The organism is Roseateles toxinivorans (assembly GCF_004362525.1).
Taxonomy (GTDB): domain Bacteria; phylum Pseudomonadota; class Gammaproteobacteria; order Burkholderiales; family Burkholderiaceae_C; genus Paucibacter; species Paucibacter toxinivorans.
The window spans coordinates 35,120-60,348 of the sequence record NZ_SNXS01000004.1 but is presented as its reverse complement, the minus strand read 5'-3'; the positions used below and the strand labels follow the sequence as shown (position 1 = coordinate 60,348).

The following is a 25,229-nucleotide window of genomic DNA, read 5'->3' as shown; positions in this document are numbered from 1 at the left end:
TTGGTGGCAGACCGCGCTGGCTAGACTGCGCTGATGCGCGTGCCCGACCCCCTCCCCGACGACGAGCCGCCCCCCCAAGCACTGCAGCAAGCCCTGCTGGCCTTCAGCTGCGAAGGCCTGGCCCTGCTCGACGCTCGAGGTCGTATCACTTGGGCCAATAGTCGTCTGGCCGCACTGAGCGGACGGCCATTGATCGCCTTGATCGGCCTGGCGCCCGACGAGGCCCTGGCAGCCCAAACAGCCTTTCACCTACCGAACGAACCAGGCTGGTCGGAGCTGGAGCTACCGATCCGCTGGCAACCCGTCGAGGGGGTGCCACGCCGGGGAAACATTCGTCTGCAACGACTGGCCCAGGGGCCGAGCTGGCTGTTCGCGCTGCAGGATCTGGGCATAGGCCCTGCGCTGATCGAGGCCCACGACACGGCTTTGTCGCCCGGCACCGCCAACGAACGGGCCGCACTGGCCACCCAGGGCGCAGGCATGGGCACATGGGAGATGGATCTGGTCAAGGGCACCGTGGTGTGGGACGAGCAGATGTTCGTGCTGCGCGGCCTGCCGGCGGCGCAGCAGCCCCTGGCCAACGATGTGGCGCTGGAGCTGGTCCATCCCGAGGACCGCGTCGCCATCAACCAGGCCTTCAACGCAATGCAGGCCGGCGGTCAGAGCGCCGGCTATGAGTTTCGCGTGCGCCAGCCCGATGGCAACTACCGTTGGCTGGCCTCACGCTCAATCCCGGTGCATGACGAGACCGGCCGCCTGATCAAGCGCATCGGCATCAACTGGGACATAAGCGATGCCAAGCTCGCCGCGGTGGCCAGCCAGGAGCGCGCGCTGGCCCTGCACGAGAGCCAGGCCAAATCGGAGTTCCTGGCACGCATGAGCCATGAGCTGCGCACGCCGCTGAATGCGGTGCTGGGCTTCACCCAGCTGCTGCAGGCCCAACTCAAGAGCAACCCCGGCACGGTGGCCAACCAGCAGCGCAAGCTGGCCCATATCCGCTCGGCCGGCGAACACCTGCTGGCGCTGATCAACGAGGTGCTGGACCTGTCCAGCATTGAAAGCGGCGGCGCCCAGCTGGCGCTGCGCCCGGTGGCCCTGCAGCCGCTGGTGCGCGACACCCTGCCCCTGGTCGAGGGCCTGGGGCGCACACACGAGATCGGCATGCGGATTGTGGGCACTCTGCCCGGTAGCGTGCGGGCCGATCCGATACGGCTGCGCCAGGTGCTGCTGAACCTGCTGTCGAATGCCATCAAATACAACCGCGCCGGCGGCCAGGTCTGGCTGGAGAGCCGGGCCGAGGTGCGTGATGGGCAACCCGGCTGGTGCCTGGCCGTGCGCGATTCGGGTCGGGGCCTGGACGCCGCGCAGCTGAGCCATTTGTTCGAGCCATTCAACCGGCTGGGCCGGGAGCGGGGGCCCATAGAGGGCTCGGGGATAGGCCTGGCCATCGTCAAGGCCCTGTTGCAGCGCATGCAGGGTCAAATCCACGTACGCAGCGAGCCCGGGCGCGGCAGCACATTTGAGCTTTGGCTCCGACAGGCCGATGATGTGAGCCATCTGGCCCCATCCAAGCCCCCGGCGCCAGAGGGCCCAGTGAAGCAACGGGAGTCCAGCATGCCAGACCCAAGCAGCTCGCAGCCGGCAGCGGCCAGCCACCGGCTGCTCTATATCGAAGACAACCCGGTCAATGTGCTGGTGGTGCAGGAACTGGTGGCCACCCGGCCGAACCTGACGCTGGACTGTGCCGTCGATGGCGGCAGCGGCGTGGCCCTGGCGGCGCGGCTGCGGCCGGAGTTGATCTTGGTGGACATGCAGCTGCCCGATTTCGATGGCTACGAGGTGCTGCGCCGTTTGCGCGCGCAGACCGAGACCGCGCAGACGCCCTGCATCGCGCTGTCGGCCAATGCCATGCCCGAGGACATCGCCCGTGCGCTGCAGGCCGGCTTCTCGGACTACTGGACCAAGCCGATCGACTTCAAGGTCTTTTTGGGCGGGCTGGACGCGCTGTTCGCAGACCCCGCCGGCTGATTCATCCAGGCCCGCGGCGAAACCCCCAGCTTTTGCGTGAACAGCCGTGACAGGGCGGCCGCGCTGCCATAGCCCAGCTGCTCGGCGATCGATTTGACCGACTGCCCCTGGCGCAACTGGGCCTGCGCGATCGCCAGGCGCCAGTTGGCCAGATAGTCGGCCGGCGTCTCGCCGACCTGGGCCTTGAAGGCCGCCGCAAAGGCGCTGCGCGACATGCCGGCACTGCCGGCCATGCGCTCCAGGCTCCAGGCCTCGCCGGGGCGCTCGTGCAGGGCCACCAAGGTCTTGGCCAGCTGGGCATGGGCCAGGCCGGTCAGCAGGCCGGTGGGCAGCTGGGCCTGTTCCGGGTGATCGAGCAGCCAGCGCAGCAGCTGCAGCAGCAGGACCTCGAACAGGCGATTGGCCAGCAGGCGCTGGCCGCAGCGCAGCTGCTCGGTCTCGGCAAACAACAGCGCCAAGGTGTGCTCCAGGCCCGCCACCCGGGCCAGCGGCAGCACCACCACCGGCGGCAGCGCGCGGGCCAGCGGGTGCTGTGCGCCGCAGTCGAACTCCAGAGTGGCGCAGCTGAAGTCCGATCCTTCCGTCGGCGCATTGTGGAAGTCATGGGCGAGCGGCCGCGGATAGAACAGCAGGCTGGGCTCCTCGACGCTGAGGCGCAGCGGCGCGCCGCTGCCGGCGCTGTGCGTGACCTCCATCGTGCCCCGTCGCATCACATGCAGAAAGCCCTGGCTGGGGCGTTCGGCGAAGTGCGTCACGCCGCACAGCGGGCCGGCATGGAACAGGTCCGCCTGCACGCGGAAGCGCTCCATCAGGCTGGAGAGTCGGTCTAGGCTAGGGCCTGTCTTCATCTGGACGAATTGGTGTTTTTGATGGACTTAAAGGCACTTATGGTATCAGCATGCCGAGGACACTGAGTCTGTGCCGGTCATGCAGCCGGCGCGCCTCTCCAACACCAACACTCAAGGAACTCATCATGTCCCGCATCCCTCTTCTCGCCTCCGCCCAAGCCGCTGCGCCTGCCCAGGCCGTGCTGCATCAGGTCCAGCAGGCCTTCGGCGCGACGCCGAATATGTTCAAGGCGGTGGCCAACTCGCCGGCCGCGCTGCAGCAGATGTGGGCCGCCTTCGGGGCGCTCGGCGGCGGCGTGATCCCGGCCAAGCTGGGCGAGCAGATCGCCGTGGCGGTTGCCGACGCCAACGCCTGCCACTACTGCCTGGCCGCCCACACCGCGCTGGGCCGCAAGGCCGGCGCCACGGCCGAGGAAATGGCCGCCGCCCAGGGCGGCGAGTCGGCCGACGCCAAGACCCAGGCAGCGCTGAACTTCGCGCTCAAGTTGGTGCGCGAGCGCGGCCAGCTGAGCGACGCTGACGTGCCCGCCCTGCGCGGCGCCGGCTTCAGCGACGGCGAGGTGGTCGAGATCCTGGCCCATGTGGCGCTGAATCTGTTCACCAACTACGTCAATGTGGCCTTCGCCGTGCCAGTCGACTTTCCGGAGATCAAGCTGCGCCGCGCGGCCTAAACTGGCCAGCGGGCCGGCGCCGACCGGCCCGCTTTTATCAGGGAGCGACGATGAAATGTTTGGTGATACGCCATCTGGCCTTTGAAGACCTGGGCGTGTTCGCGCCGGTGCTGACCGAACGCGGCTACGAGATAGCCTACCGCCAGGCCGGTGTGCATCCGCTCAGCCAGGAGGAATGGCTGGCCGCCGATCTGGGCGTGGTGCTGGGCGGGCCGATCGGCGTGTACGAGCAGGACCGCTATCCCTGGCTGACCCAGGAGATGCGCCGCGTCGGTCAGCGCCTGCGCGCCGGCAAACCGACCCTGGGCATCTGCCTGGGTGCGCAAATCATCGCGGCGGCGCTGGGCGCCCGCGTCTATCCGGGCAAGGCCAAGGAAATCGGCTGGGCTCCGGTGAGTTTGACACCCGAGGGCCAGGCCTCGCCGCTGCGCCATCTGGCCGGCGTGCCGGTGCTGCACTGGCATGGCGACACCTTCGATCTGCCCGCCGGCGCCCGGCTGCTTGCCGGCACGGCGATCACACAGCACCAGGCCTTTGCCATTACCGATCAGGCGCTCGCGCTGCAGTTCCACCCGGAGGTGGACGCCAGTGCGATCGAATGCTGGCTGATCGGCCACACGGCCGAGCTGAGCCAGGCGGGCGTCGACGTGGTGGCGCTGCGCGAGGCCTCGCAGCGCCACGGCGCGGCGGCGGCCCTGGCTGGCGCCGCCTTGTTGCGCGACTGGCTGGCCAGAGGCTGAGAAATTTCTCAGACCGTGAGCGGCAGCAGGCCCCTGCCCTTCAACATCGGCTCGACCTTGGCATCGCGGCCGCGGAAGGCGCGGAAGGCAGCACGCGGCTCGCGGCTGTTGCCCGACGAGTAGATGCACTCCAGCAGGCGCTGGGCAACCTTGGCGTCAAACGGACTGCCGGCCTCGACAAAGGCGTCGTAGCCATCGGCGTCCAGCACCTCGGCCCACAGATAGACGTAGTAGCCGGCGGCGTAGCTGGAGCCCGAGAACAGGTGCTGGAAGTGGGACAGGCGGTGGTTCAGGCCGATCGCTGGCGGCAGGCCGGCGTCTTGCAGCACCTGGGCCTCGAAGGCGGTGATGTCCGGGCCCTGCGCGTCGGTCAGCGAGTGGGCGGCCATGTCGACCAGGGCGCTGGCGGTGTAGCGCACCGTCTCGTAGCCCTGGTTGAACAGCTCGGCGGCCTTCAGGCGGTCGACCAGCACCTGGGGGATGACCTCGCCGGTCTGGTAGTGGCGGGCATGCTTCTTCAGCACCTCGGGCTCCGACAGCCAGTGCTCGAACAGTTGCGAGGGCAGCTCGACGAAATCGCGCAGCACCTGGGTGCCCGACAGGCGCTCATGGTCCACCTGCGACAGCAGGCCGTGCAGGCCGTGGCCGAACTCGTGGAACAAGGTGCGCGCATCGTCAAAGCTCAGCAGCGTCGGTTCGCCAGGCGCACCCTTGGCGAAGTTGTTGTTGTTGACGATGATCGGCAGCACCTCGCCGTCAATGCGCGACTGCCAGCGGAAGGCGCTCATCCAGGCGCCGCTGCGCTTGGTCGGCCGGGCGAAGTTGTCGTGCAGGAACACGCCGCGGGGCTTGCCGTCGCTGCCCTGCACTTCGTAGACCTGCACATCGGGGTGATAGGCCTTGATCTCGGGCTTGGCGACAAAGCGCAGGCCGAACAGCTGGCCGGCCACATCGAACACCGCCTCGACCATGCGGGTCAGCGGGAAATAGGGCTTGATCTGGGCCTCGTCCAGCTCGTAGCGGGCCTGGCGCACCTTCTCCGAGTAGTAGCGCCAGTCCCAGGCTTCCAGGGTCAGCGACTCGCCGCGTGACAGCACACAGGCCTCCAGCGCCTCGCGCTCCAGCTCGGCAGCGGCCTTTGCCGGCACCCAGACGCGCTGCAGCAGGTCGTTGACCGCATCGCGCGTGCCGGCCATGGTGTCGGCCAGCGCGTAGTCAGCGTAGCAGGCATGGCCATGCAGGCGGGCCTGCTCGTTGCGCAAGGTCAGGATTTCCTGGGCCACGGCGCGGTTGTCATGCTCGCCGGCATGCTCGCCACGGCTGACCCAGGCCTTCCAGGCCTGCTCGCGCAGATCGCGGCGCTCGCTGAAGGTCAGGAACGGCACGATGTGCGAGCGCGACAGGGTGATCACGTTGCCGTCGATCACACCGCGCTCGGCGGCGGCCTGCTTGCTGGCAGCGCGCACGAAGTCGGGCAGGCCGGCCAGATCGGCTTCACCGCGCAGCACCAGGCGATAGCCGGTCTCATCGGCCAGCACGTTCTGCGCAAACTGCGTCGTCAGCTCGGCCAGGCGCTCCATGATCTGGGCATAGCGGGTCTGGGCCGCGCCCTGCAGCTTGGCACCGGCGCGGACGAAGTCCAGGTGCACCCGCTCCAGCAGGCGCAGCTGCTGCGGCGTCAGACCCAGGCTCTCGCGCTGCTGGTACAGCACATCCACGCGGGCGAACAGGCCGGCATGCATATAGACGGCGTTGTTGTGCGCGGCCAGCGGTGCGGCCAGTTCGCGCTGCACCGTCTGCAGCTCGGGCGAGGTTTCAGAGGCGGTGAGGTTGTAGAACAGCGTTTCCAGCCGCGCCAGCAGGCGGCCGCTGCGGTCGAAGGCGACCAGCGTGTTCTCGAAGCTTGGCAGGGCCGCCTGGGCGGCGATGGCATCCAGCTCGGCTCGCTGTTCGCTCAGTGCCTGTTTGAAGGCCGGTTCGAACTGCTCGGCCCGCACCTCGCCGAACGGCGGCAGGCCGTAGGGCGTGTTCCAGGGCTGCAGCAGGGGGTTGGTGGCGTTGCTCATGGTCCGTCCTTGGGTAAAGGCTTCAATCATCAAAAAAGGCGCAGGCTCGCGGGTAGCGATGCATGCGCCTTTGTTCAGTCAATCAATGGGCTTATTTGCCGGCCTTGATCGCAATCTCGTCGGCTTCGTCGTAGCGGCGGTCGGCGCAGTTGGTCTTCCAGGCCTCGACGCTGCGGTTGTGGGCTTCGGCGCGGGCCACCAGGGCGTCCTTGCCCTGGTTGTACTTGTCGACGCGCACCTCGCGGGCCGCGGTCTGCTCCTTGATGGCGCCACCCGACTTGTTGTAGGTGTCGGCCTTGACGTCAAAGGCGGCGGCCTGCGCGTTGTAGGCGGCGATCATGACCTCGGCCTCTTCCTTCTTCACCGTGGGCAGCTTGACCTTCAGGTCCTCGCCGGCCTTGAGCATGTCGGCACGCTCCTGGTTCAGCGCGGCCAGCGCAGCGGCGCGCTCCTTGATGACCTGCTTCAACGCCTCTTCGGACTTCAGCAGCTCGTCGCGCTCCTGGTTGCGCAAGGCCTGGGCGGCATTGATGGCCTTGGCCTCGGTGTCATTGACCTCGACCTGCTTCATGCAGGCGCGCAGTTCGTCGCGCGTCATCAAAGGCGTCTTGGCCGGTGCTGCGGCCTCGGGTGCGGCGGCCTTCTGTGCCTTGGCCGCCGGCTTGGGCGCGGGCTTGGACGGCGTGGTCTGGGCCTGCAGGCCCAGGGGCAGCATCAGGGCGGCGGTGATCAGGGGCAGAAGTCGTTTCATTGCAAAGCTCGAATCGTCTGGGGGACTGGGGTGAAACCCGGAGTCGAATCCGGGCTGAAACTGGTGTGCTGGAGCGTGATGATGCCCTAGGCCAGCGCGCGCTTCAGCAGCTCGGCCATCAGGCCGTTGAGGCCGCCCTCGTGCTTGTCGGCACGCTGGCGCAGCTGTTCGGTCAGCTCGGAGGGCAGCTTGCAGGCGAAAGGAACCAGGCCGGCGGCGGCGTCGAGGCGGCGCTGCTCCTTGCGATCAACCAGGGCGGCGGCGCCCTGGCCAAAACGGCCGGCGACGTTGGGGCCCTTTTTCTGCGATTCGATCTTGGATTCGAGCTGACGCACGAGATCTTGTTTCTTCGTTGCCATGGCTGGCCTTTCGAGTGCGGAAAACCTTGGATTGTCCTCGATAAGGCCACCCAGCTCGAATAGGGTCTAATGTGCGCCTTCTCAGCACCGGGCTTCCCATGGCACTCAAGGCCACCATTTTCAAAGCCAATCTGCAGCTGTCCGATATGGACCGCGGCGTCTATGGCGAGCACGCGCTCACCATTGCCCGCCACCCGTCAGAGAACGATGAACGGATGATGCTGCGCGTGCTGGCCTTCGCGCTGAACGTGCCGGCCGACGACCACAAGGGCAAGCTGGATTTCGCCAAGAGCCTGTGGGACACCGACGAACCCGACCTCTGGCAGCTCGACCTCACAGGCCAGCTGCTGCACTGGATCGACGTCGGCCAGCCCGACGACCGCCGGCTGATGAAGGCCCATGGCCGGGCCGACCGCGTCAGCGTCTACAGCGCCAACAGCAGCACGCCGATCTGGTGGAGCGGCATCGAAAGCAAGCTGACCCGCGCACCGCGCCTGGCCATCTGGCAGATCGAGGCCGAGCAAAGCCAGGCCCTGGCCGCGCTGGCCGAACGCAGCATGCAGCTGCAGGTCAGCGTGCAGGACGGCACGGTCTATCTGTCCACCGAAAAGGGCAGTGTGGAGATCACGCCGAAGGCGTTGAAGCTCCCGAGCTAACCAGGTATTTCCAATGAAAAAGACATTCCAACTGCAAGTTGAAGGCAAGCACCCCGATCGCCTGCTCGAAGCCATCAAGCACGAGATCCGCAAGTACATCGCCCGCGAGCGCCGCAGGGCGCTGCCGGCCGGCGTGGACTACTGGGACTTCGATTGCCGGTTCGGCACCAGCGAAGAGGTGGCCGAGGTCGTGCACCTGGAAGCCATCACCGAGCGCATCAACGCGGTGGTTCAGGCGGCCGACACGCAGTTCTATGTCGAGATCCTGGCCAAGCACGGGATTCGCAAGCCCCGCCCCGCGGGCCAGGTCGAATCCGACGAGCAGGAATAATCCGCCCGCAGCAGCCCGGAGACAAGCGTTGAAGACACTCATCAAAAGCAGCGCCCAGCTGCTCCTGTCAGCCCTTCTGATCACCCCGCACGCCATGGCACAGAACACCCCCGCGCCCGCCGATCCCTACCAATGGCTCGAAGACGTTCAGGGCGAGCGCGCGCTGAACTGGGTGCGCGAGCGCAATGCCGGCACGCAAAAAGTGCTGCAGGCCCGCGCCGAATACGCGCCGGTGCGGGCCGACATCCTGTCGGTGCTCAACGCCAAGGACCGCATCCCGGGCATCGTGCGCCGCGGCGACTGGCTCTACAACTTCTGGCAGGACGCCAACAACAAGCGCGGCCTGCTGCGCCGCACCTCGCTGGCCGAGTACCGCAAGGCCGCCCCGGCCTGGGAGACGGTGCTCGACCTGGACGCGCTGGCCACCAAGGAAGGCGAGAACTGGGTCTGGGGCGGCTCGGTCTGCCTGGCGCCGGAATACCGCCGCTGCCTGCTGATGATGTCGCGCGGCGGCGCCGACGCCAAGGTGGTGCGCGAGTTCGATCTGACAGCCAAGACCTTCATCACCGACGGTTTCAACCTGGCCGAGGCCAAGCTGCAGGTGGACTGGATAGACGCCGACAACATCTTCGTCGCCACCGATTTCGGCCCCGGCTCGATGACCGACTCCGGCTATGCCCGCATCATCAAGCGCTGGAAGCGCGGCACGCCGCTGGCCAGTGCTACCCAGGTGTTCGAGGGTGTGGCCAAGGATGTGGCGGTGCAGGTCAGCGTCGACCGCACGCCGGGCTTCGAGCGCACCGTGCTGATACGGGCGCTGGACTTCTACAACAGCAAGCAGTTCCTGCTCGCCGCCGATGGCAAGCAGATCGAGCTGGACCTGCCCAGCGATGCCAACGCCACGTTCTGGCGCGACAAGCTGTTGATCGAACTGAAGAGCGACTGGAAGCTGCCCGGCCAGACCCATGCCAGCGGCTCGCTGCTGCTGGCCGATGCGACCGCCTATCTGAAGGGCGAGCGCAAGTTCCGGTCCCTGTTCACGCCCACCGCCAGCCGCTCGCTGGACGGCTACACCCACACGCACAGCCATCTGCTCTTGACCATCAACGAGCATGTGACCAGCAAGCTGGAGGAGTGGAAGTTTGATGGCGCCAAGCTCAGCCACCGCGTCGTCAACGCGCCCTCGCCCGGCCATCTGAACGTCACCAGCCTGCATGATCCGATGCTGGCCAAGGACGCGATGGGGGATGCCTATCTGATGAACTATGCCGACTTCCTGACCCCGGACAGCCTGTTCCTGGGACAGGCCGGCAGCGACACGCGCGAGCTGCTGAAGGCCCGCCCGGCCCAGTTCAATGCCGAAGGCATGAAGGCCGAGCAGCTGTTCGCCACCAGCAAGGACGGCACGCAGGTGCCCTACTTCGTGGTCTGGCCCAAGGGAGCCAAGAAGGGAACGGATGCCGACGGTTCAAACCCGACCCTGCTCTACGGCTATGGCGGCTTCCAGGTCTCCCTGCAGCCCTGGTACTCGGGCGGCTTCGGCAAAGCCTGGTATGGCCGCGGCGGCGTGCTGGTGGTCGCCAATCTGCGCGGCGGTGGCGAGTACGGTCCGAACTGGCACCAGGCGGCGATCAAGGCCAACAAGCAGAAGAGCTATGACGACTACATCGCCGTGGCCGAGGACCTGATCAAGCGCAAGATCACCAGCCCGCGCCATCTGGGCATCATGGGCGGCAGCAATGGCGGCCTGCTGGTTGGCGCAACCTTTGTGCAGCGCCCCGACCTGTTCAACGCCGTGGTCTGCCAGGTGCCTCTGCTGGACATGCGCCGCTACCACACGCTGCTGGCCGGCGCTTCCTGGATGGCCGAGTACGGCAACCCGGATGACGCGGCCGAATGGGCCTTCATCTCCAAGTACAGCCCGTACCAGAACGTCAAGGCCGGTGTGAAGTACCCCAAGGTGCTGTTCACCACATCGACCCGCGATGACCGCGTTCACCCCGGCCATGCGCGCAAGATGGCGGCCAGGATGATGGAGCAGGGCCACGATCTGCTGTACTACGAGAACATCGAGGGCGGCCATGGCGGCGCCGCGGACAATGAGCAGCGCGCCACCCTGCAGGCGCTGGAGTTCAGCTATCTATGGCAGCAGTTGGGGCGCTGACCGGACAGTCCTTCGGCAGCTCGATCACAAAGCAGCAGCCCTCGGCGTCGGCCTGGCTGCGCAGCTCGATACGGCCACCCAGCACGCCGGTAACGATGGTGTAGACGATGTGCAGGCCCAGGCCACTGCCGCCCTGGCCGAGCTTGGTGGTGAAGAAGGGCTGGAAGATCTTGGCCTGGTGCTCGGCCGCAATGCCATGGCCGTTGTCGCCGATGACCAGCCGCACCTGGCGTGCGTCATGCCATTCCGCGCGAATGCTGAGGCATCCGTCGCGCCGGCCGGCCAGCCCGTGCAGCAAGGCGTTCTGCGCCAGATTGGTCAGCACCTGACCGAAGGGGCCGGCATAGCTGTCCAGCTCCAGCTCGGGCGGTATGTCGATCTCCAGCCGGCAGTGCTGTTGCTTGAATGACTGGCGCAGCAGGCTCAGGGTCTCTTCGGTGACCTGGCGCAGGCCGAAGCGGCGCTTGACCAGGTGCGAGCGGTCCATGGCCACCTGCTTGAAGTCGCCCACCAGCTCGGCCGAGCGCTGCAGATTGCCCAGCGCCAGCTCGGCGGCCTGAATGGCCCGCCCGATCTGCTCGTGCATCTCGCTGCGCCGGATCGCGCCCGTCTGCACGGTGGCGTCGAGCTGGCGCATCGTCGCCAGCATCGTGCCCGAGGCCATCAGCGCATTGCCTATCGGCGTGTTCAGCTCGTGCGAGATGCCAGCCACCAGCGAGCCCAGACCGGCCAGCGTCTCCTTCTGCACCAGCTCGTCGCGGGCGCGCTGCAAGGCCTCGGTGCGTTCGGCGACGCGGGCCTCCAAGGTGTGATTGAGCGCCTGCGCCACGGCCTCGGCCCGTCGGCGAACGCTGATCTGTTCTTCCAGCTCGGCCGCATGCCGCTCTTGCGCCCGGCGCTGCTTGGCCAGTTCGCCGGCCATGCTGTCAAAGCCATTGGCCAGATTGACCAGCTCGCCACGGCCCTGCAACGCCACCGGCGCCAGGTCGCGCCCGTCGCGCAGGCTATCCATGGCCTGGGTCAGGCGGCCCAATGGTCGCCGCACCAGCCGGTGGATCAAGCTGCGCAGCACCAGCAGGGTGATCACCAGACACACAATGCCGACGGCCAGGATCACGCCAATCGCCGGGCGCAGCCGCGCTTCCAGCAGCGAGCGTGGCAGCACCAGCACCGACCACCAGCCGGGGCCGGGAATCCGCGCCACGGCAAGCAGATGTGTGCCATCGGGCGAAGGGGCCACCAGGGCGCTCCCGCCGCCACTGCCGGCACGCAGGATCAGCTGGTGAATGGCGCCTATCAGCGGATCGGCGATGGCGCTTTGCGAGAGCTGGCCCTGCGCCTGCTGGATGCGCTCGCGTAAGCGCGGGTGGGCGATCAGATCGCCGGCCTCGTTCAGAATCATCGCGCTGGCGCCGGGCTGCAAGCCATCGGCAATGCCGCTCAGCAAGGCATCGATGGCAATGTCGTGACCCACCGTGCCGACCCAGCTGCCCTGCCAGTCCAGCGGCTGTATCACCGACACCATCCAGACCTTGGCCTCGCCGTCGTAGTAGACCGGGGTCCAGAACAGCGCGCGGCCCGGGTTCGCGCGGGGGTCCGAGCCCTTCATGGTCGGATAGTCGAAATTGTCGGTCGTCGGGGTGGCGCCCTGGCCCCAGTCGATGCCGCGCGAGAACACCATCAGGCCCTTCTCGACGAAGTCCACATAGGCCGAGAAGTACGGCGGCACCAGGGCCGGCCCCTGCTCGCGCAGCAGCTCATAGCTGAGCACGGCGCGCTGGCGTGCCGAGGCGCTGGGGCCGCGCACACCATGCTGCAGATAGAAGCTCGGGCGCGTCTCGGTATTGAGCAGTTCGGGCCGCAGCCGCCAGACGCCGTCGGGTGAGCGCATGAACAGCCGGTCGAACTGCTTCGCGGCCAGGGCCGGGTCCAGCTCGGCGGCACGCCGCTGCCACTCGGCATGCAGGCGGGTGACGCTGCCCTGGGCCTGTGCCAGCAGCTGGCCCTGGCCGGCAGCACGCAGTTCGACATTGCGCAGCATCACACCTGGCAAGGCGTCGGACAGCAGCAGGCCCACCGACCCATAGGCGATGCCCGCCAGGACCAGCAACATGAGCAGGATCAGGCCGCCAATGGCCAGGGCCAGCTGACGCGCCAGGGTGTCCGGAACAAAGCGTTTGAGCAATTCGAGGCCAAATGATCCAGGTAGGGTGTGGCATGCTAGCCGAGCTCCTCTTGGCACAGCCCGCCGTGCCGTGAACAATCCCGCAATATTTGATAAAAATGTCAGGAGACCTGATGAAGTCCTTGCTGCGAGCCCTTGCTGCCTGTGCCTCGCTTGCTTTTTGTCAAGCGTATGCGGCCTTTCCGGACAAGCCCGTCAGAATCGTCGTGGGCTTTCCGGCCGGGGGTCCGCTGGACGCCCATGCGCGGCTGATGACAGACAGGCTGCAGGCCCTGCTGGGCCAGACCGTACTGGTGGACTACAAGGCCGGTGCCGGCGGCAGTGTCGGCGCCGAGCATGTGGCCAAGTCGCCCGCCGACGGCTACACCCTGCTGCTGGCCAATACCGGGACCATGGTGATCAACCCGGCCGTCTACTCCAAGCTCGGCTACAACACGCTGCGCGACTTCGTCCCGGTCGCACGCACCGCGCAGCAGCCGCTGGCACTGCTGGTCAACCCGACAGTGCCGGCGCAGACACTGGGCGAGTTCCTCGCACTGGCCCGAAGCAAGCCGGGCCAGCTCAACTACGGCTCGGCGGGCAATGGCGGCATCTCCCACCTGGTGCCCGAGATGCTCAAGCAGGCCACCGGCATCTTCCTGGTGCACATCCCCTACCGCGGCTCGGCGCCCGCCTTCACCGACCTGATCGCCGGCCAGGTGCAGTTCATGGCCGAGTCGATTCCTCAGGCCGCCCAGTACGTCAAGCAGGGTCGCGTGCGCGCACTCGCCGTGACCAGCCGCGTGCGCAACCCGGCCCTGCCCGACACGCCGACGATGGCCGAGGCGGGCGTGCGCGACTTCGAGGTGGTCGGCTTCTACGGCCTGCTGGCCCCGGCCGGCACGCCCAAGGACGTGGTCGCCAAGCTGTCCGATGCCTTCCGCCAGACGCTGGAGACGCCGGACATCCGCAACAAGATGATCCAGCAGGGCGCCGACCCGGCCTATCTGAACTCCGAGCAGTTCGGCGCCCAGCTGGCCCGCGAGATGCCGCGCTGGGCCGAGGCCGTCAAGCGCTCCGGCGCCAAGGTGGATTGAGATGCAGCCCGCAGCGCCTTTGTCGATCGAGCACCAGGCCGCGCGTGGCCGCTTCGTCACCGTGGTCGACGGCCTGGAATGCGAGGCCGAGTACCAGTTGGACGGCCCGCGCGTGGTCTTCACCCACACTGGTGTGCCCTCGCGGCTGGAGGGGCGCGGCATTGCCGCCGCGCTGGTCAAGAGAGCGCTGGAATGGGCGCAGGCCGAGCACCTGCAGGTGGTGCCGGCCTGCAGCTACGTACGGGTCTATCTGCAACGCCATCCGGAGTTTCAGGAGCTGACCCTGGCCCGCGACGCCCGGCTGTCGAGCGGCACCACGACCGAGGCGCAGCAGGTGCTGGATTTCTGGTTCGGCGCGCCCGGCAGCGGTGATGCCGGCCAGCTACGCGGTGCCTGGTTCAAGAAGGACCCAGCCTTCGATGCCGAGATCGCCGAGCGCTTCGGCACGCTGGTGCGCCGCGGCCTGCACGGCGAGTTGAGCGACTGGGCCCTGGCACCGACCACGGCGCTGGCCAAGATCCTGCTGCTGGACCAGTTCACCCGCAATATCTTCCGCGGCAGCAAGCAGGCCTTTGCCGGCGATGCGCAGGCCTTGAAGACGGCCGCGGCCCTGGTCGATGCAGGGCAAGACATGACCCTTGACCCGCTGCAGCGCTGGTTCGTCTACCTGCCCTTCGAGCATGACGAAAGCCTGGCCACGCAGGCGCGCTCGGTGGCCCTGTTCGAGCGCCTGGCCGCCAGCGATGCCAGGCTGGCCGGTGCGCTTGACTATGCGAAGCGCCACCAGGAAGTGATACAGCGCTTCGGCCGCTTCCCGCACCGCAACGCGATGCTGGGGCGCGACTCGACGGTGGCGGAGCTGGCCTATCTGGCGGAGCCGGGGTCGGGGTTTTAGGCTTGGTCGGCCCCGGATTGCATCCGGGCTACGGGGGATTTGTAGCCCGGATGCAATCCGGGGCCAGCACCACCGCTAGCCCGGATGCAATCCGGGGTTCGGCCTACGCCACCTTGCCGCTTTCCTCCTCCTGCAGCAGCCGCCACATCACCTTGCCCGAGCCCGACTTGGGCAGGCTGGCGACGAACTGGACCACGCGCGGCGCCTTGTAGGCGGCCATATGCTCGTGGGCCCAGCTGATGATGTCCTGCTCGGTGGTCTTGCCCACAGCCTCGGCGCGCAAGACCACGATCGCCTTGACGCTCTCGCCGCGATAGGCGTCCTTGGTGGCGATGATGCAGGCCTCCTGCACCGCCGGGTGCTTGTACAGGAGCATCTCGACCTCGGAAGGCCAGACCTTGTAGCCACTGGCATTGATCATGCGCTTGAGCCGGTCGGTGATGAAGAAGTAGCCCTCCTCGTCCATGCGGCCCAGATCGCCGGTGCGGAAAAAGGGCTGGCCCTCGAACTCGACAAAGGCCGCCGCCGTGGCCTGCGGGTTGCGCCAATAGCCCTTGAACACCATCGGCCCGCGGGTGATGATTTCGCCCACCTCGCCGACGGGCATCTCCTGCAGGGTGAGCGGGTCCACCACGCGCGAATCGACGCCGAAGATCGGCATGCCCAGGCACTGCAGCTTGGCTCGCTCGGGCGGATTGCCATGCGAGGGGGCGGCGGTCTCGGTTAGGCCATAGCCCTCGCAGAAGGTCAGGCCGAACTCCTGCTGCAGCCGCTCGGCCACCGCCAGCGGCATGGCCGCCCCGCCGCCGCTGAGATTGCGCAGGCTGGACAGATCGAAGCTCTTGTAGTGCGGGCTGCCGAACAGGTCGATGATCATGGTCGGAATGCAGACCCAGTGCGAGACCCGGTGGCGCGAGATCAGCCGCCCGGCGAGTTCGCGATCCCAGCGCGGCATGATCACCTGGGTGCTGCCCGCATACATAGGCGAGATCACGCCGTAGAGCATGCCGGTGATGTGGAACATCGGCACCACGGCCAGACTGACGGTCTCCGGCCCGGCATTCGAGAACACGCCGGCCACCGCATTGGCCATCAGCGTGCGATGCGTGTGCATGCAGCCCTTGGGCAGGCCGGTGGTGCCCGAGGTGTAGGGCAGCAGGGCCAAATCATCGGCCTGAGCGGTGTGCGGGCCCGGTGCATGGCAGGCGGCCAGCGCATCGTTCCAGGCAGTCGCGCCCTGCGGCAGCGGATGGGGCTGATTGAGCCAGGCCCACATCGCCTCGGGAGGCATCAGCTCTGCCGCCGCATCCTCGGGCAAGGCATCGACATAGCGGCTGACCAGCATCTGTTGCACCCGAGCCTCGGGCGGCAGCGCCATATTGGCCTCATGGACGACGGCAGCCAGCTCGGCGCCGCAGATCACGACCTTGGTCTGCGGGTCGGTGATGTAGTGCTTGAATTCTTCGCTCCGGTTCATCGGATTGACCGGCACCACCACCGCGTCGGCACGGTTCACGGCATAAAAGGCCGCCACATACTGCGGGCAGTTCTGCATGAACAACGCGACGCGGTCGCCTTTTTGCACACCCACGCTCTGCAGCCAGCCGGCCAGGGCCTGGGCCTGGGCATGCAGTTCGGCGTAGCAAAGCTCGCGGCCGAAGAAAACATAGGCCGGCTTGTTCGGGAAGCGCCGCGCCGCGACCTCCAGGTTGAACCACAGGCTGGTCTCGGGGATGCTCAGGCTCCGGGGCAGGCGCTTGGGCCAGTGGGCGAAGTGGGGGCGGTCAACGCTGTTCGACATGGGCACAAATCCTCAACGGCGGGGGGTGTTCACCAAAGGCCAACATCTTCCGCTCAGCCCGCTGGAGCCCTTGTCTCCCAGGAGACAGGCCTGGTTCGTGATAGCGTTATGCCCATGAAAATCCTTCACTCCGCCTCACTGGCCCTGGCCCTGAGCTTGGGCCTGGCCGCCACCGCCAGCGCCTTCGACCTGCAAGCCCACCGCGGCGGTCGTGGCCTGATGCCCGAGAACACCTTGCCGGCCTTCGAGAACGCCTTGAAGCTGGGCGTCAACACCCTGGAGCTGGACCTGGGCCAGAGCATGGACGGCATGGTGCTGATCGCCCATGACCCGCGGCTGAACCCCAACTTCACCCGCGACGCGATGGGCAACTGGATTCCGGACACCCCGCCGCCGATGTACCGCCTGGCCTGGACCGCGCTGCAGACCTTCGACGTCGGCCGCCTCAAGCCGGGCAGCAAGTACGCCGCCGGCTTTCCGGACCAGCAGCCGGTGGACGGCACCCGCATCCCCAGCCTGGCCCAGTTGTTCGAGCGCGTGAAGGCCCTGGGCAACACCACGGTGCGCTTCAATATCGAGACCAAGCTCTCGCCGCTGGAGCCAGCGCTGACGCCGGAGCCCGAGGCCTTCGTGAAGGCCGCGCTGGCGGTCATCAAGGCCCATGGCATGACCGAGCGCGTCACGCTGCAGAGCTTTGACTGGCGCACGCTGCGCATCGCGCAGAAGCTCGAGCCCAGGATACCCACCGTCTACCTGAGCGCCCAGCGCAACTGGCTGAACAATATTGCCGATCCGCGCTGGACCGATGGCCGCACACTGGCCGAGCACGGCAACTCGCTGCCGCAGATGGTCAAGGCCGCGGGCGGCGCCACCTGGTCGCCCTACTTCGGCGATCTGACAGCCGAGGCGCTGAAGGAGGCCAAGGCCCTGGGCCTGTCGGTCGTGGTGTGGACGGTCAACGAGCCGGCGCAGATCGAGCAGATGCTGGACCTGGGCGTGGACGGCATCATCAGCGACCGCCCGGACCGCGTGCGCGCCGCCATGGCCGCGCGCGGGCTGCCTCTGCCACCAGGCATGGCACGCTGAAGCCCTCATAGAATCCAGCGACGAACCGAACGTGAGCTTGGCTCCGAGTTCCCACGCGCTGGCGCCTTTTGGGTCGCCGGCCTGCACTGATTGGGAAGAGGTGAACGCAATGAATCCGCACGTTTTTGCAACACGGCGCGCCTGCCTGCTGATTGGGTTGGCGGGGCTGCTGCATTGGCCCCTGTCCGCCCTGGCCCTGGAGCCCGCCATCGGCAGCCCCCTGCTCACCGTCTCAGGCAACGTCAAGCTGACCAACGCCGGGCGGCTGGCCCAGTTCGACATGGAGATGCTGGAAAAGCTGCCCCAGCACAGCTTCGAGACCAAGACACCCTGGCACAAGGGCCCGACCAAGTTCACCGGCCCGCTGCTGCGCGACATCCTGGCCGCCACCGGCGCCAGCGGCCACACCCTGCTGGCCACCGCGGTCAACGACTACCGGGTGACAATACCGATGGAAGACGCGCAAAAGCACGACGTGATCGTCGTGCGCCTCACCAACGGCCAGCCCATGGCCCTGCGCGACAAGGGCCCGCTGCTGATCATGTATCCCTTCGACCAGCAGCCCGCGCTGCGCAGCGCGCTGTATTTCAGCCGCTGCATCTGGCAGTTGCGCGGATTGGAGGTCCAGTGATGCTGAGCGACCCCGTGCAGCGCAAGCGCCGCACCCTGCTGACCTTGATGGCCGCAGCCCTGGCGCTGGCTTTCGGCGCGGTGTTCTACCTTGAGGGCCGCCAGGTCAATATGCTGCAGGCCAGCGTGCGCACCGAGCACGACTCGCTGGTCTGGAGCATGTTCCAGCTGGAGGTCGAATACCTGAAGTTGCAGGGCGAGCTGCAGCATGCGATCGACAAGCCCGGCGTCGCCAGCCTCGAATCATTGAAGACGCGCTATGAGATCTTCGTCAGCCGGCTCGGCGTGATAGCCGGCGACCAGGCCTCGAACATGATGCAGGACGACCTCGCCTACCAGCAGGCCCTGGCCCAGGTGCGAGGCTTCGTGCTGTGGTTCGATGCCCAGGCCTCGCGCAGCAATGGCGGCGCCTTCGACGAGACGCTGCTGCACAACACCCAGCAGCGCATGGCCGAGCTGTACACGCCGGTGCGCGATCTGTCGCTGCGCCTGTCCCAGCATCTGGCCGCCCAGGCCACGCAGCGCATCGCGCTGATACGCGACCAGAGCAAGTACAGCATAGGCCTGACCCTGTTCCAGTGCGTGCTGACCCTGGGCTTTGCCTTGCTGGCCTTGCAGCAGTTCCGCCGCCTCGATGCGCGCCGCAAGGCCCTGGAGACGCTGGCGCAGAACCTCTCCGAGGCACGCACCGAGGCCGAGGCCGCGAATCGCGCGAAGAGCGTGTTCCTGGCCAATATGAGCCACGAGGTGCGCACGCCGCTGCACGGCCTGCTGGGCATGCTGTCGCTGCTGAAGGACTCGCCGCTGAACGAGGTGCAGCAGGAGCAGGTGGCCACGGCCGGCGAGAGCGCGCGCCATCTGCTGGTGATACTGAACGACATCCTGGACATGTCCAAGCTGGAATCGGGCAGCCTGCAGATGAGCCCGGAGCCGGTGGAGCTGCCCCGCCTGCTGGCCGAGCTGGAGGCCTTGATGCTGCCCCAGGCCCAGGCCAAGCAGTTGGCTCTGCAGCTGACTCTTGGCCCCGATGTGCCGCGCTGGGTGCGCGCCGACGTGACCCGGCTGCGCCAGATCCTCTTGAACCTGCTCAGCAATGCGATCAAGTTCTGCGAGGCCGGGGCGGTGTCGCTTGACGTCACGCTGCGCCATGATGAAGACCTGCCGGCTGACAGCGGTACGGCCTCGGCGGCCATGCTGCGCTTCACCGTCATCGACACCGGCATCGGCATGGACGACGCCACACAGAACCGCCTGTTCGAGCGCTTCAGCCAGGGCGATGCCTCGACCTCGCGGCGCTTCGGTGGCACCGGCCTGGGGCTGGAGATTTCACGCAATCTGGCGCGCCGCATGGGCGGTGACATCCGCGTCAACAGCGCACTGAACCTGGGCAGCACCTTCATCGTCGAGTTGCCGCTGCCGGCCTGCGAGCCCGGCGTCGCGCCGGTGGTGGTGCAGGCCTCAAACCAGCCGGCACGCAGCCTGCGCATCCTGGTCTCGGAAGATCACGAGATCAACCGCAAATACCTTGAGGCGGTGCTGCAGCGCCTGGGCCACAGCGCCCGCTTCTGCCACAACGGCAAGGAGGCGCTGCAGGCGCTGATGCGCGAGGACTTCGACATCGTGCTGATGGACCTGCACACGCCGGTGATGGACGGCCTGACCGCCACCGAGGCGATGCGCGCCCTGCCCGCACCGAAGCGCCACATCAAGATCGTCGCCCTGACCGCCGATGCCTTCGAGGAGTCACGCCAGCGCGCGCTGGCCGCCGGCATGGACGACTTCCTGGGCAAGCCGGTGCACATCGCCGACCTGCAGGCCATGCTGTTGCGCCATGGCCCGGCACCGGCCGCCGAGCGGGCGCCGACCCCGCAGGCCGAACCGCTGCCCGCCGTCGATCAGCAGACCTTGAACCAGGTGCGCAGCGCGCTGCCGCCGGAGACTTTCAAGCAGCTGCTGCAGGCCTTTTTGCGCGACGAGGCGCAAAGCCTGCCGAACCTGGAGCGGGCCTTGCGCGAGCAGTCACGCAGTGATTTGCGCCAAACCGCCCACAGCGTCAAGGGCGCGGCACTGAGCCTTGGGCTGCTGGTGGTGTCTCGGCCGGCCATGGTGCTGGAGCAGCTACCCGCCGATGCCTCGCCGGCCGCGGCCGAGCATGCGATACGGGAGCTGCGGGTGGCGCTCGGCCAAGCCCGGCAGGTGTGCCAGGAGATGGGTTTGATTTCGTAGCCCGGATGTCAATCCGGGGCCCCCGGATTGCCATCCGGGCTACCTCACACCACGACAGGTTCAGGCTCCAAGCGGATGCCGAAACGCCCGTAGACGCTCTCCTGAATCGCCCGCGCCAAGGTCACCACCTCGGCGCCGCTGGCATTGCCCCGGTTGACCAGCACCAGGGCCTGCTTCTCATAGACACCGGCGCCGCCTATGCTCTTGCCCTTCCAGCCGCAGGCGTCGATCAGCCAGCCGGCGGCAAGCTTGATCGTGCCGTCGGGCATGGGGTAGTGGACGATGCCGGGGTCGCGGCCGATGATGTCGCGGCACTGCTCCTCGGTCACCACCGGGTTCTTGAAGAAGCTGCCGGCGTTGCCGATCACCGCCGGGTCGGGCAGCTTGGCGCGGCGCACGGCGCAGACCCAGTCGAAGATCTGTCGCGCATCGGGCGCGGTGATGCCGGTCTCGACCATCTTGCGCTGCAGCTCCAGATACTCCAGCGCCGGCTGCCAGGGCCGCGGCAACCGAAAGCGCACCCGGGTGATGATGCTCTTGCCGGCCAGGCCGGCAAAACCGCCCTGCTTGAACACGCTGTCGCGGTAGCCGAAGCGGCATTGCGAGGCAGTCAGGGTCACCGTGCGGCCGGTCACCAGATCGACCGCGTCCAGGCTGTCGAAGCGATCCTTGAGCTCGACGCCATAGGCACCGATGTTCTGCACCGGCGAAGCGCCCACCGTGCCCGGTATCAGGGCCAGATTCTCCAGGCCCGGATAGCCCTGCTCCAGCGTCCAGGCCACCAATGCATGCCAGGCCTCGCCGGCACCGGCCTCGACGATCCAGGCGTCATGCCGCGCCTCGACCAGGCGCATGCCCAGCACCTCAAGCTTCAAGACCACATCGTCAATGTCACGGGTCAGCACGATATTGCTGCCGCCGCCGAGAATGAACTTGGGACTCAGCCCCAGATCGGGGTGGTCGAGCACGCGCCGCACATCGGCCTCGCTGCGAATACGCACCAGACGTTTGGCAAAAGTGCTCAAACCGAAGCTATTGAAAGGCTTCAGGTTCACATCCTGCTCGATACTCATCACCTGCGCGCTCATTCGGGGGATTCACTTCTCTCGCCTGTAAGCGCACAATTTTCCCTCAATAAGACCTACTCCAGGAATCTCCCAGACCATGCCCAGCTTTGACACCGTCCTCGAACCCAATATGGTTGAAATCCGCAACGGCGTTGACAACACCGCCAAGGAGGTCAGCACCCGTTTTGACTTCAAGGGCACTGGCGCGCGCATCGAGTTCAAGGAGAAGGAAAAAGAGATCATTCTTTACGGCGACAGCGACTTCCAGCTCGACCAGATCGACGCCGTGCTGATCGACAAGCTGACCAAGCGCAAGGTCGAGCTGACCTATCTGGACCGCAGCGGCAAGGTCGAGAAGCTGGGCGGCGACAAGGTCAAGAAGATCTTCAAGGTCAAGGAAGGCATCGAGTCCGATCTGGCCAAGAAGATCGTCACCGCTGTCAAGAACAGCAAGCTCAAGGTGCAGGCCTCGATCCAGGGCGATGCGGTGCGCATCACCGGCAAGAACCGCGACGATCTGCAGGGCGCGATCGCGATGCTCAAGAAAGAGATCGCCGACGTGCCCCTGAGCTACAACAACTTCCGCGACTGAACTCCTTCATGAAACTGCGCGCCACGCTGCTCACCGCCGCCCTTCTGATGGCCGGCCTGGCCTGCCAGGCTCAGCCGGCGGGTCCGCGCGTCAGCTTCAATGGCAGCCTCGGCGCCGACAAGGCCCTGCTGGTGATCGATGGCGAGCCGCGCACCCTGGCCGTGGGCCAGACCGTCAAGGGTGTACGCCTGGTCAGCATGGCGGATGACCAGGCCCAGGTCGAATTCGGCGGCAAGCGCCAGCTGCTGATCTACGGCGCCTCGCCCGGCAGCATTGGCGATGCCACGGCCGCCCCCGGTGCAGGCAGGCAGATCATGCTCAGCGCCGGGGCCGGTGGCCACTTCACCAGCACCGGCAGCATCAACGGCCAGACCACCCAGTTCCTGGTCGACACCGGCGCGACCAGCGTCGCCATCGGCCAGGGCGAGGCCGACAGAATGAACCTGCGCTACCGCGACGGCCGCCGCGTGATGACGCAAACCGCCAACGGCGCCGTGCCCGCCCATCTGGTGCAGCTCGCCTCGGTGCGCGTCGGCGATGTCGAGGTGCGCAATATCGAGGCCATCGTCATCCCCGGCCAGATGACCCATGTGCTCTTGGGCAACAGCTTCCTGACCCGCTTCCAGATGAAGCGGGAGAACGATGTGCTGTTGCTGGAGTTGAGGTATTGAGTCTGTTGTAGCCCGGATGGAATCCGGGACCCCGGATTCCATCCGGGCTACGGTTGTTCATGTGGCGTCGCCGTATATCGCCACCACCACCGCCTCGCCGACGCGGGCATAGCCGCGATACATGCCCTCGGTGTTGAAAGGCATGCTGACCTCGCCATTGGCGGCCACTGCGATCAAGCCGCCGCGGCCGTTCAGCCGGGGCAGTCTCTCGTGCACGACGCGGCCAGCAGCGGTGCCCGCATCGACGCCCAGATACTCCATCTGCGCGGACACATCGTAGGCCGCCAGTGACCGCATGAAGGCCTCGCCGGTGCCCGTGCAGGACACGGCCACGGTGGCGTCATTGGCGTAGCAGCCGGCGCCTAGCACCGGCGAGTCACCGACGCGGCCGGCCGGCTTGTTGGTCATGCCGCCGGTCGAGGTGGCGGCGGCCAGATGGCCTGCGGCGTCCAGCGCCACGGCGCCGACGGTGCCGAACTTGCTGCCTTCGGCAATCGGTCCGCTCTGGGTGCCGCTCTGTCCATCATGGTCCAGCAGTACGCCTGCCTGGGCGGCCTGGGCGCGCTGCAGCTGCTCCAGGCGCGCCGGCGTGCCGAACCACTCGGGCGCGACCTGCTCCAGGCCCTGACGGGCCGCAAACGCGTCGGCCGCCTCGCCTATGAACATCAGGTGTCCGCTGTGCTCCATCACCGCGCGCGCCGCAAGCACCGGATTGCGGGTGCGGCGCAGGCCGGCCACAGCGCCCGCCTTGAGCGTGCGGCCCTCCATCACGCTCGCGTCCAGCTCATGGGTGGCGGCGGCGGTGTAGACGGCACCCTTGCCGGCGTTGAACAGCTCGCACTCCTCGAGCTGGCGCACCGCTTCGACAACCACGTCCAGCGCGGCGGCGCCCAGTCCCAGCTGCGCCTGGCCGGCGCCGAGGATGCGCCGCAGCGCCTGCAGGTACTCGGCCTCCTTTTCGGCCGACATGCTGCTGCGCAGCAGGGTGCCCGCGCCACCATGAATTGCCAGCACCGGGCCGGGTTTAGCTTGCTTGTCCATCCGCGTTCCTCTAAGAGCTGCTCCAGGCCGACTGTACGCAGGCCAGCGCCTGCAGTGAAAACCCTGAACGACCATCGCTTGTCCCAGCCGAGACAGCCGGGAAGCGAACGATCGTGCTAAAACACCGGCCAAGCCGCAACGCATGCCCGCCAGGAGACAACCGTGGACCTGAATTTCACCCCCGACGAACTCGCCTTCCGTGCCGAGATCCGGCAATGGGTGGCCGAGAACCTGCCCAAGGACATCAGCCACAAGGTGCACAACGCGCTGCGCCTGTCCAAGGACGATCTGCAGCGTTGGGCCAAGATCCTGGGCAAGAAGGGCTGGCATGGCTGGGCCTGGCCCAAGCAGTTCGGCGGCCCGGGCTGGAATGCGATCCAGCGCCATCTGTTCGAAGAGGAGTGCGCGCTGGCCGGCGCGCCCCGCGTCGTGCCCTTCGGCCCGGTGATGGTGGCGCCGGTGATCATGGCCTTCGGCTCGCCCGAGCAGCAGGCCCGCCATCTGCCCGGCATCATGAGTGGCGAGGTCTGGTGGAGCCAGGGCTATAGCGAACCGGGCTCGGGCTCGGACCTGGCCTCGGTCAAGTGCCGTGCAGAGCGTGTGGGCGACAAATACCTCGTCAACGGCCAGAAGACCTGGACGACCCTGGGCCAGTACGGCGACTGGATCTTCTGCCTGGTGCGCACCGACTCCAGCGGCAAGCCGCAGACCGGCATCAGCTTCCTCTTGATCGACATGAAGTCGCCCGGTGTGACCGTGCGGCCCATCATCATGCTCGACGGCGAACACGAGGTGAACGAGGTCTTCTTCGACAACGTCGAGGTGCCGGCCGAGAACCTCGTCGGTGAGGAGAACAAGGGCTGGACCTATGCCAAGTACCTGTTGGCCCATGAGCGCACGAATATCGCCGACGTGAACCGTGCCAAGCGTGAGCTGGAGCGCGTCAAGCGCATCGCCAAGGCGGAAAACGTGTACGACGACACCCGCTTCCGCGACGAGATCGCCAAGCTGGAGGTGGACATCGTGGCACTCGAGATGATGGTGCTGCGCGTGCTATCGGCCGAAAAGAGCGGCAAGCAGAGCCTGGACGTGGCGGGCCTCTTGAAGATACGCGGCAGCGAGATCCAGCAGCGCTACAGCGAGCTGATGATGCTGGCCGCCGGCCCCTACAGCCTGCCCTTCATCCAGGAGGCGATGGAGGCGGGTTGGCAGGGTGACTATGTCGGTGCAGCCCACTGCCCGCCGCTGGCCAGCACCTATTTCAATCTGCGCAAGACGACGATTTACGGCGGCTCCAACGAGGTGCAGCGCAACATCGTTTCGCAGGTCGTACTCGGTTAAGCAG

Annotated in this window: 22 protein-coding genes; 14 read left to right on the top strand and 8 right to left on the bottom strand. The window is 66.9% G+C overall.

The genetic code is table 11. The features are described 5' to 3' along the window. Positions 1–39 precede the first annotated feature (39 nt). On the top strand, positions 40–2,028 hold the full coding sequence (locus tag DES47_RS15485; protein WP_166652021.1) for a hybrid sensor histidine kinase/response regulator: 1,989 nt from the start codon (positions 40–42) through the stop codon (positions 2,026–2,028). Here the strand turns inward: DES47_RS15485 and DES47_RS15480 are convergent. Continuing rightward, complete coding sequence (locus tag DES47_RS15480; protein WP_133701646.1) at positions 1,953–2,876, bottom strand: AraC family transcriptional regulator; 924 nt, start codon at positions 2,874–2,876, stop codon at positions 1,953–1,955. The genes DES47_RS15485 and DES47_RS15480 overlap by 76 nt on opposite strands. Before the next feature lie 125 nt (positions 2,877–3,001). Between DES47_RS15480 and DES47_RS15475 the strand changes: the two genes are divergently transcribed. Further along, the gene (locus DES47_RS15475; protein WP_133701645.1) at positions 3,002–3,547 is read left to right on the top strand and encodes a carboxymuconolactone decarboxylase family protein; all 546 of its coding nucleotides are present in this window, start codon (positions 3,002–3,004) and stop codon (positions 3,545–3,547) included. 50 nt (positions 3,548–3,597) lie between these two features. After that, positions 3,598–4,287 (top strand): glutamine amidotransferase, encoded by a 690-nt coding sequence (locus tag DES47_RS15470; RefSeq protein ID WP_133701644.1) that lies wholly within the window; start codon positions 3,598–3,600, stop codon positions 4,285–4,287. An 8-nt stretch (positions 4,288–4,295) separates the two neighbouring features. Here the strand turns inward: DES47_RS15470 and DES47_RS15465 are convergent, their stop codons facing one another. From DES47_RS15465 to DES47_RS15455, 3 genes are all read right to left on the bottom strand, one after another. Continuing rightward, positions 4,296–6,353, bottom strand: a complete 2,058-nt coding sequence (locus DES47_RS15465; RefSeq protein WP_133701643.1) for a M3 family metallopeptidase — start codon at positions 6,351–6,353, stop codon at positions 4,296–4,298. Between the two features lie 91 nt (positions 6,354–6,444). Then, positions 6,445–7,104, bottom strand: coding sequence for a hypothetical protein (locus DES47_RS15460; RefSeq protein WP_133701642.1), 660 nt, complete (start codon positions 7,102–7,104; stop codon positions 6,445–6,447). Positions 7,105–7,190: 86 nt separating this feature from the next. Further along, positions 7,191–7,463, bottom strand: coding sequence for a hypothetical protein (locus DES47_RS15455; RefSeq protein WP_133701641.1), 273 nt, complete (start codon positions 7,461–7,463; stop codon positions 7,191–7,193). A gap of 98 nt (positions 7,464–7,561) precedes the next feature. On the opposite strand from DES47_RS15455, the gene DES47_RS15450 reads away from it, so the two are divergent. The 3 genes from DES47_RS15450 to DES47_RS15440 are packed head-to-tail and all read left to right on the top strand — an operon-like array spanning position 7,562 to position 10,614. Next, a complete protein-coding gene (locus DES47_RS15450) occupies positions 7,562–8,119 on the top strand; it encodes a YaeQ family protein (RefSeq protein ID WP_133701640.1) in 558 nt (185 codons plus the stop codon). Positions 8,120–8,132: 13 nt separating this feature from the next. Beyond that, positions 8,133–8,450 carry a DUF6172 family protein gene (locus tag DES47_RS15445; RefSeq protein ID WP_133701639.1) on the top strand — a complete coding sequence of 106 codons (318 nt, stop codon included), beginning with the start codon at positions 8,133–8,135 and terminating at the stop codon, positions 8,448–8,450. A gap of 28 nt (positions 8,451–8,478) precedes the next feature. Next, the gene (locus tag DES47_RS15440) at positions 8,479–10,614 is read left to right on the top strand and encodes a prolyl oligopeptidase family serine peptidase (protein ID WP_341800619.1); all 2,136 of its coding nucleotides are present in this window, start codon (positions 8,479–8,481) and stop codon (positions 10,612–10,614) included. Here DES47_RS15440 and DES47_RS15435 read toward each other — a convergent pair. Then, positions 10,583–12,799 carry a sensor histidine kinase gene (locus DES47_RS15435; protein WP_133701638.1) on the bottom strand — a complete coding sequence of 739 codons (2,217 nt, stop codon included), beginning with the start codon at positions 12,797–12,799 and terminating at the stop codon, positions 10,583–10,585. The genes DES47_RS15440 and DES47_RS15435 overlap by 32 nt on opposite strands. A gap of 113 nt (positions 12,800–12,912) precedes the next feature. On the opposite strand from DES47_RS15435, the gene DES47_RS15430 reads away from it, so the two are divergent. Then, complete coding sequence (locus tag DES47_RS15430; RefSeq protein WP_133701637.1) at positions 12,913–13,875, top strand: Bug family tripartite tricarboxylate transporter substrate binding protein; 963 nt, start codon at positions 12,913–12,915, stop codon at positions 13,873–13,875. A 1-nt stretch (position 13,876) separates the two neighbouring features. Continuing rightward, the gene (locus DES47_RS29680; protein WP_133701636.1) at positions 13,877–14,770 is read left to right on the top strand and encodes a DUF924 family protein; all 894 of its coding nucleotides are present in this window, start codon (positions 13,877–13,879) and stop codon (positions 14,768–14,770) included. A gap of 103 nt (positions 14,771–14,873) precedes the next feature. On the opposite strand, the gene DES47_RS15420 is transcribed toward DES47_RS29680, so the two are convergent. Further along, positions 14,874–16,571 (bottom strand): long-chain fatty acid--CoA ligase, encoded by a 1,698-nt coding sequence (locus DES47_RS15420; protein WP_133701635.1) that lies wholly within the window; start codon positions 16,569–16,571, stop codon positions 14,874–14,876. Between the two features lie 114 nt (positions 16,572–16,685). On the opposite strand from DES47_RS15420, the gene DES47_RS15415 reads away from it, so the two are divergent. From DES47_RS15415 to DES47_RS15405, 3 genes are all read left to right on the top strand, one after another. Beyond that, on the top strand, positions 16,686–17,657 hold the full coding sequence (locus DES47_RS15415) for a glycerophosphodiester phosphodiesterase (protein ID WP_208115024.1): 972 nt from the start codon (positions 16,686–16,688) through the stop codon (positions 17,655–17,657). 109 nt (positions 17,658–17,766) lie between these two features. Next, positions 17,767–18,288, top strand: a complete 522-nt coding sequence (locus tag DES47_RS15410; protein WP_133701633.1) for a putative pterin-binding protein — start codon at positions 17,767–17,769, stop codon at positions 18,286–18,288. Continuing rightward, entirely contained in the window at positions 18,288–20,513 is a 2,226-nt protein-coding gene (locus DES47_RS15405) for an ATP-binding protein (protein WP_133701632.1), read from the top strand. The genes DES47_RS15410 and DES47_RS15405 overlap by 1 nt, the downstream gene beginning before the upstream one ends. A gap of 44 nt (positions 20,514–20,557) precedes the next feature. Here DES47_RS15405 and murB read toward each other — a convergent pair whose 3' ends face one another. Beyond that, positions 20,558–21,586 carry a UDP-N-acetylmuramate dehydrogenase gene (gene murB, locus DES47_RS15400; RefSeq protein WP_133702153.1) on the bottom strand — a complete coding sequence of 343 codons (1,029 nt, stop codon included), beginning with the start codon at positions 21,584–21,586 and terminating at the stop codon, positions 20,558–20,560. Positions 21,587–21,677: 91 nt separating this feature from the next. Between murB and DES47_RS15395 the strand changes: the two genes are divergently transcribed. After that, positions 21,678–22,172 (top strand): YajQ family cyclic di-GMP-binding protein, encoded by a 495-nt coding sequence (locus tag DES47_RS15395; protein WP_133701631.1) that lies wholly within the window; start codon positions 21,678–21,680, stop codon positions 22,170–22,172. Positions 22,173–22,180: 8 nt separating this feature from the next. Then, a complete protein-coding gene (locus DES47_RS15390) occupies positions 22,181–22,843 on the top strand; it encodes a retropepsin-like aspartic protease family protein (protein ID WP_243748325.1) in 663 nt (220 codons plus the stop codon). 57 nt (positions 22,844–22,900) lie between these two features. On the opposite strand, the gene DES47_RS15385 is transcribed toward DES47_RS15390, so the two are convergent. Continuing rightward, entirely contained in the window at positions 22,901–23,884 is a 984-nt protein-coding gene (locus tag DES47_RS15385; protein ID WP_133701630.1) for an isoaspartyl peptidase/L-asparaginase family protein, read from the bottom strand. Between the two features lie 162 nt (positions 23,885–24,046). Between DES47_RS15385 and DES47_RS15380 the strand changes: the two genes are divergently transcribed. Beyond that, complete coding sequence (locus DES47_RS15380) at positions 24,047–25,225, top strand: acyl-CoA dehydrogenase family protein (protein WP_133701629.1); 1,179 nt, start codon at positions 24,047–24,049, stop codon at positions 25,223–25,225. Positions 25,226–25,229 lie beyond the last annotated feature (4 nt).

What these genes read in the sequence shown, in the direction of transcription:
- DES47_RS29680 (WP_133701636.1), top strand. Translation starts at nt 13,877, where the DNA reads ATGCAGCCCGCAGCGCCTTTGTCGATCGAGCACCAGGCCGCGCGTGGC.
- DES47_RS15430 (WP_133701637.1), top strand. Translation starts at nt 12,913, where the DNA reads ATGAAGTCCTTGCTGCGAGCCCTTGCTGCCTGTGCCTCGCTTGCTTTT.
- DES47_RS15390 (WP_243748325.1), top strand. Translation starts at nt 22,181, where the DNA reads ATGAAACTGCGCGCCACGCTGCTCACCGCCGCCCTTCTGATGGCCGGC.
- DES47_RS15410 (WP_133701633.1), top strand. Translation starts at nt 17,767, where the DNA reads ATGAATCCGCACGTTTTTGCAACACGGCGCGCCTGCCTGCTGATTGGG.
- DES47_RS15470 (WP_133701644.1), top strand. Translation starts at nt 3,598, where the DNA reads ATGAAATGTTTGGTGATACGCCATCTGGCCTTTGAAGACCTGGGCGTG.
- DES47_RS15420 (WP_133701635.1), bottom strand. Translation starts at nt 16,571, where the DNA reads ATGTCGAACAGCGTTGACCGCCCCCACTTCGCCCACTGGCCCAAGCGC.
- DES47_RS15480 (WP_133701646.1), bottom strand. Translation starts at nt 2,876, where the DNA reads ATGAAGACAGGCCCTAGCCTAGACCGACTCTCCAGCCTGATGGAGCGC.
- DES47_RS15455 (WP_133701641.1), bottom strand. Translation starts at nt 7,463, where the DNA reads ATGGCAACGAAGAAACAAGATCTCGTGCGTCAGCTCGAATCCAAGATC.
- DES47_RS15450 (WP_133701640.1), top strand. Translation starts at nt 7,562, where the DNA reads ATGGCACTCAAGGCCACCATTTTCAAAGCCAATCTGCAGCTGTCCGAT.
- DES47_RS15405 (WP_133701632.1), top strand. Translation starts at nt 18,288, where the DNA reads ATGCTGAGCGACCCCGTGCAGCGCAAGCGCCGCACCCTGCTGACCTTG.
- DES47_RS15475 (WP_133701645.1), top strand. Translation starts at nt 3,002, where the DNA reads ATGTCCCGCATCCCTCTTCTCGCCTCCGCCCAAGCCGCTGCGCCTGCC.
- DES47_RS15460 (WP_133701642.1), bottom strand. Translation starts at nt 7,104, where the DNA reads ATGAAACGACTTCTGCCCCTGATCACCGCCGCCCTGATGCTGCCCCTG.
- DES47_RS15385 (WP_133701630.1), bottom strand. Translation starts at nt 23,884, where the DNA reads ATGGACAAGCAAGCTAAACCCGGCCCGGTGCTGGCAATTCATGGTGGC.
- murB (WP_133702153.1), bottom strand. Translation starts at nt 21,586, where the DNA reads ATGAGTATCGAGCAGGATGTGAACCTGAAGCCTTTCAATAGCTTCGGT.
- DES47_RS15415 (WP_208115024.1), top strand. Translation starts at nt 16,686, where the DNA reads ATGAAAATCCTTCACTCCGCCTCACTGGCCCTGGCCCTGAGCTTGGGC.
- DES47_RS15465 (WP_133701643.1), bottom strand. Translation starts at nt 6,353, where the DNA reads ATGAGCAACGCCACCAACCCCCTGCTGCAGCCCTGGAACACGCCCTAC.
- DES47_RS15445 (WP_133701639.1), top strand. Translation starts at nt 8,133, where the DNA reads ATGAAAAAGACATTCCAACTGCAAGTTGAAGGCAAGCACCCCGATCGC.
- DES47_RS15395 (WP_133701631.1), top strand. Translation starts at nt 21,678, where the DNA reads ATGCCCAGCTTTGACACCGTCCTCGAACCCAATATGGTTGAAATCCGC.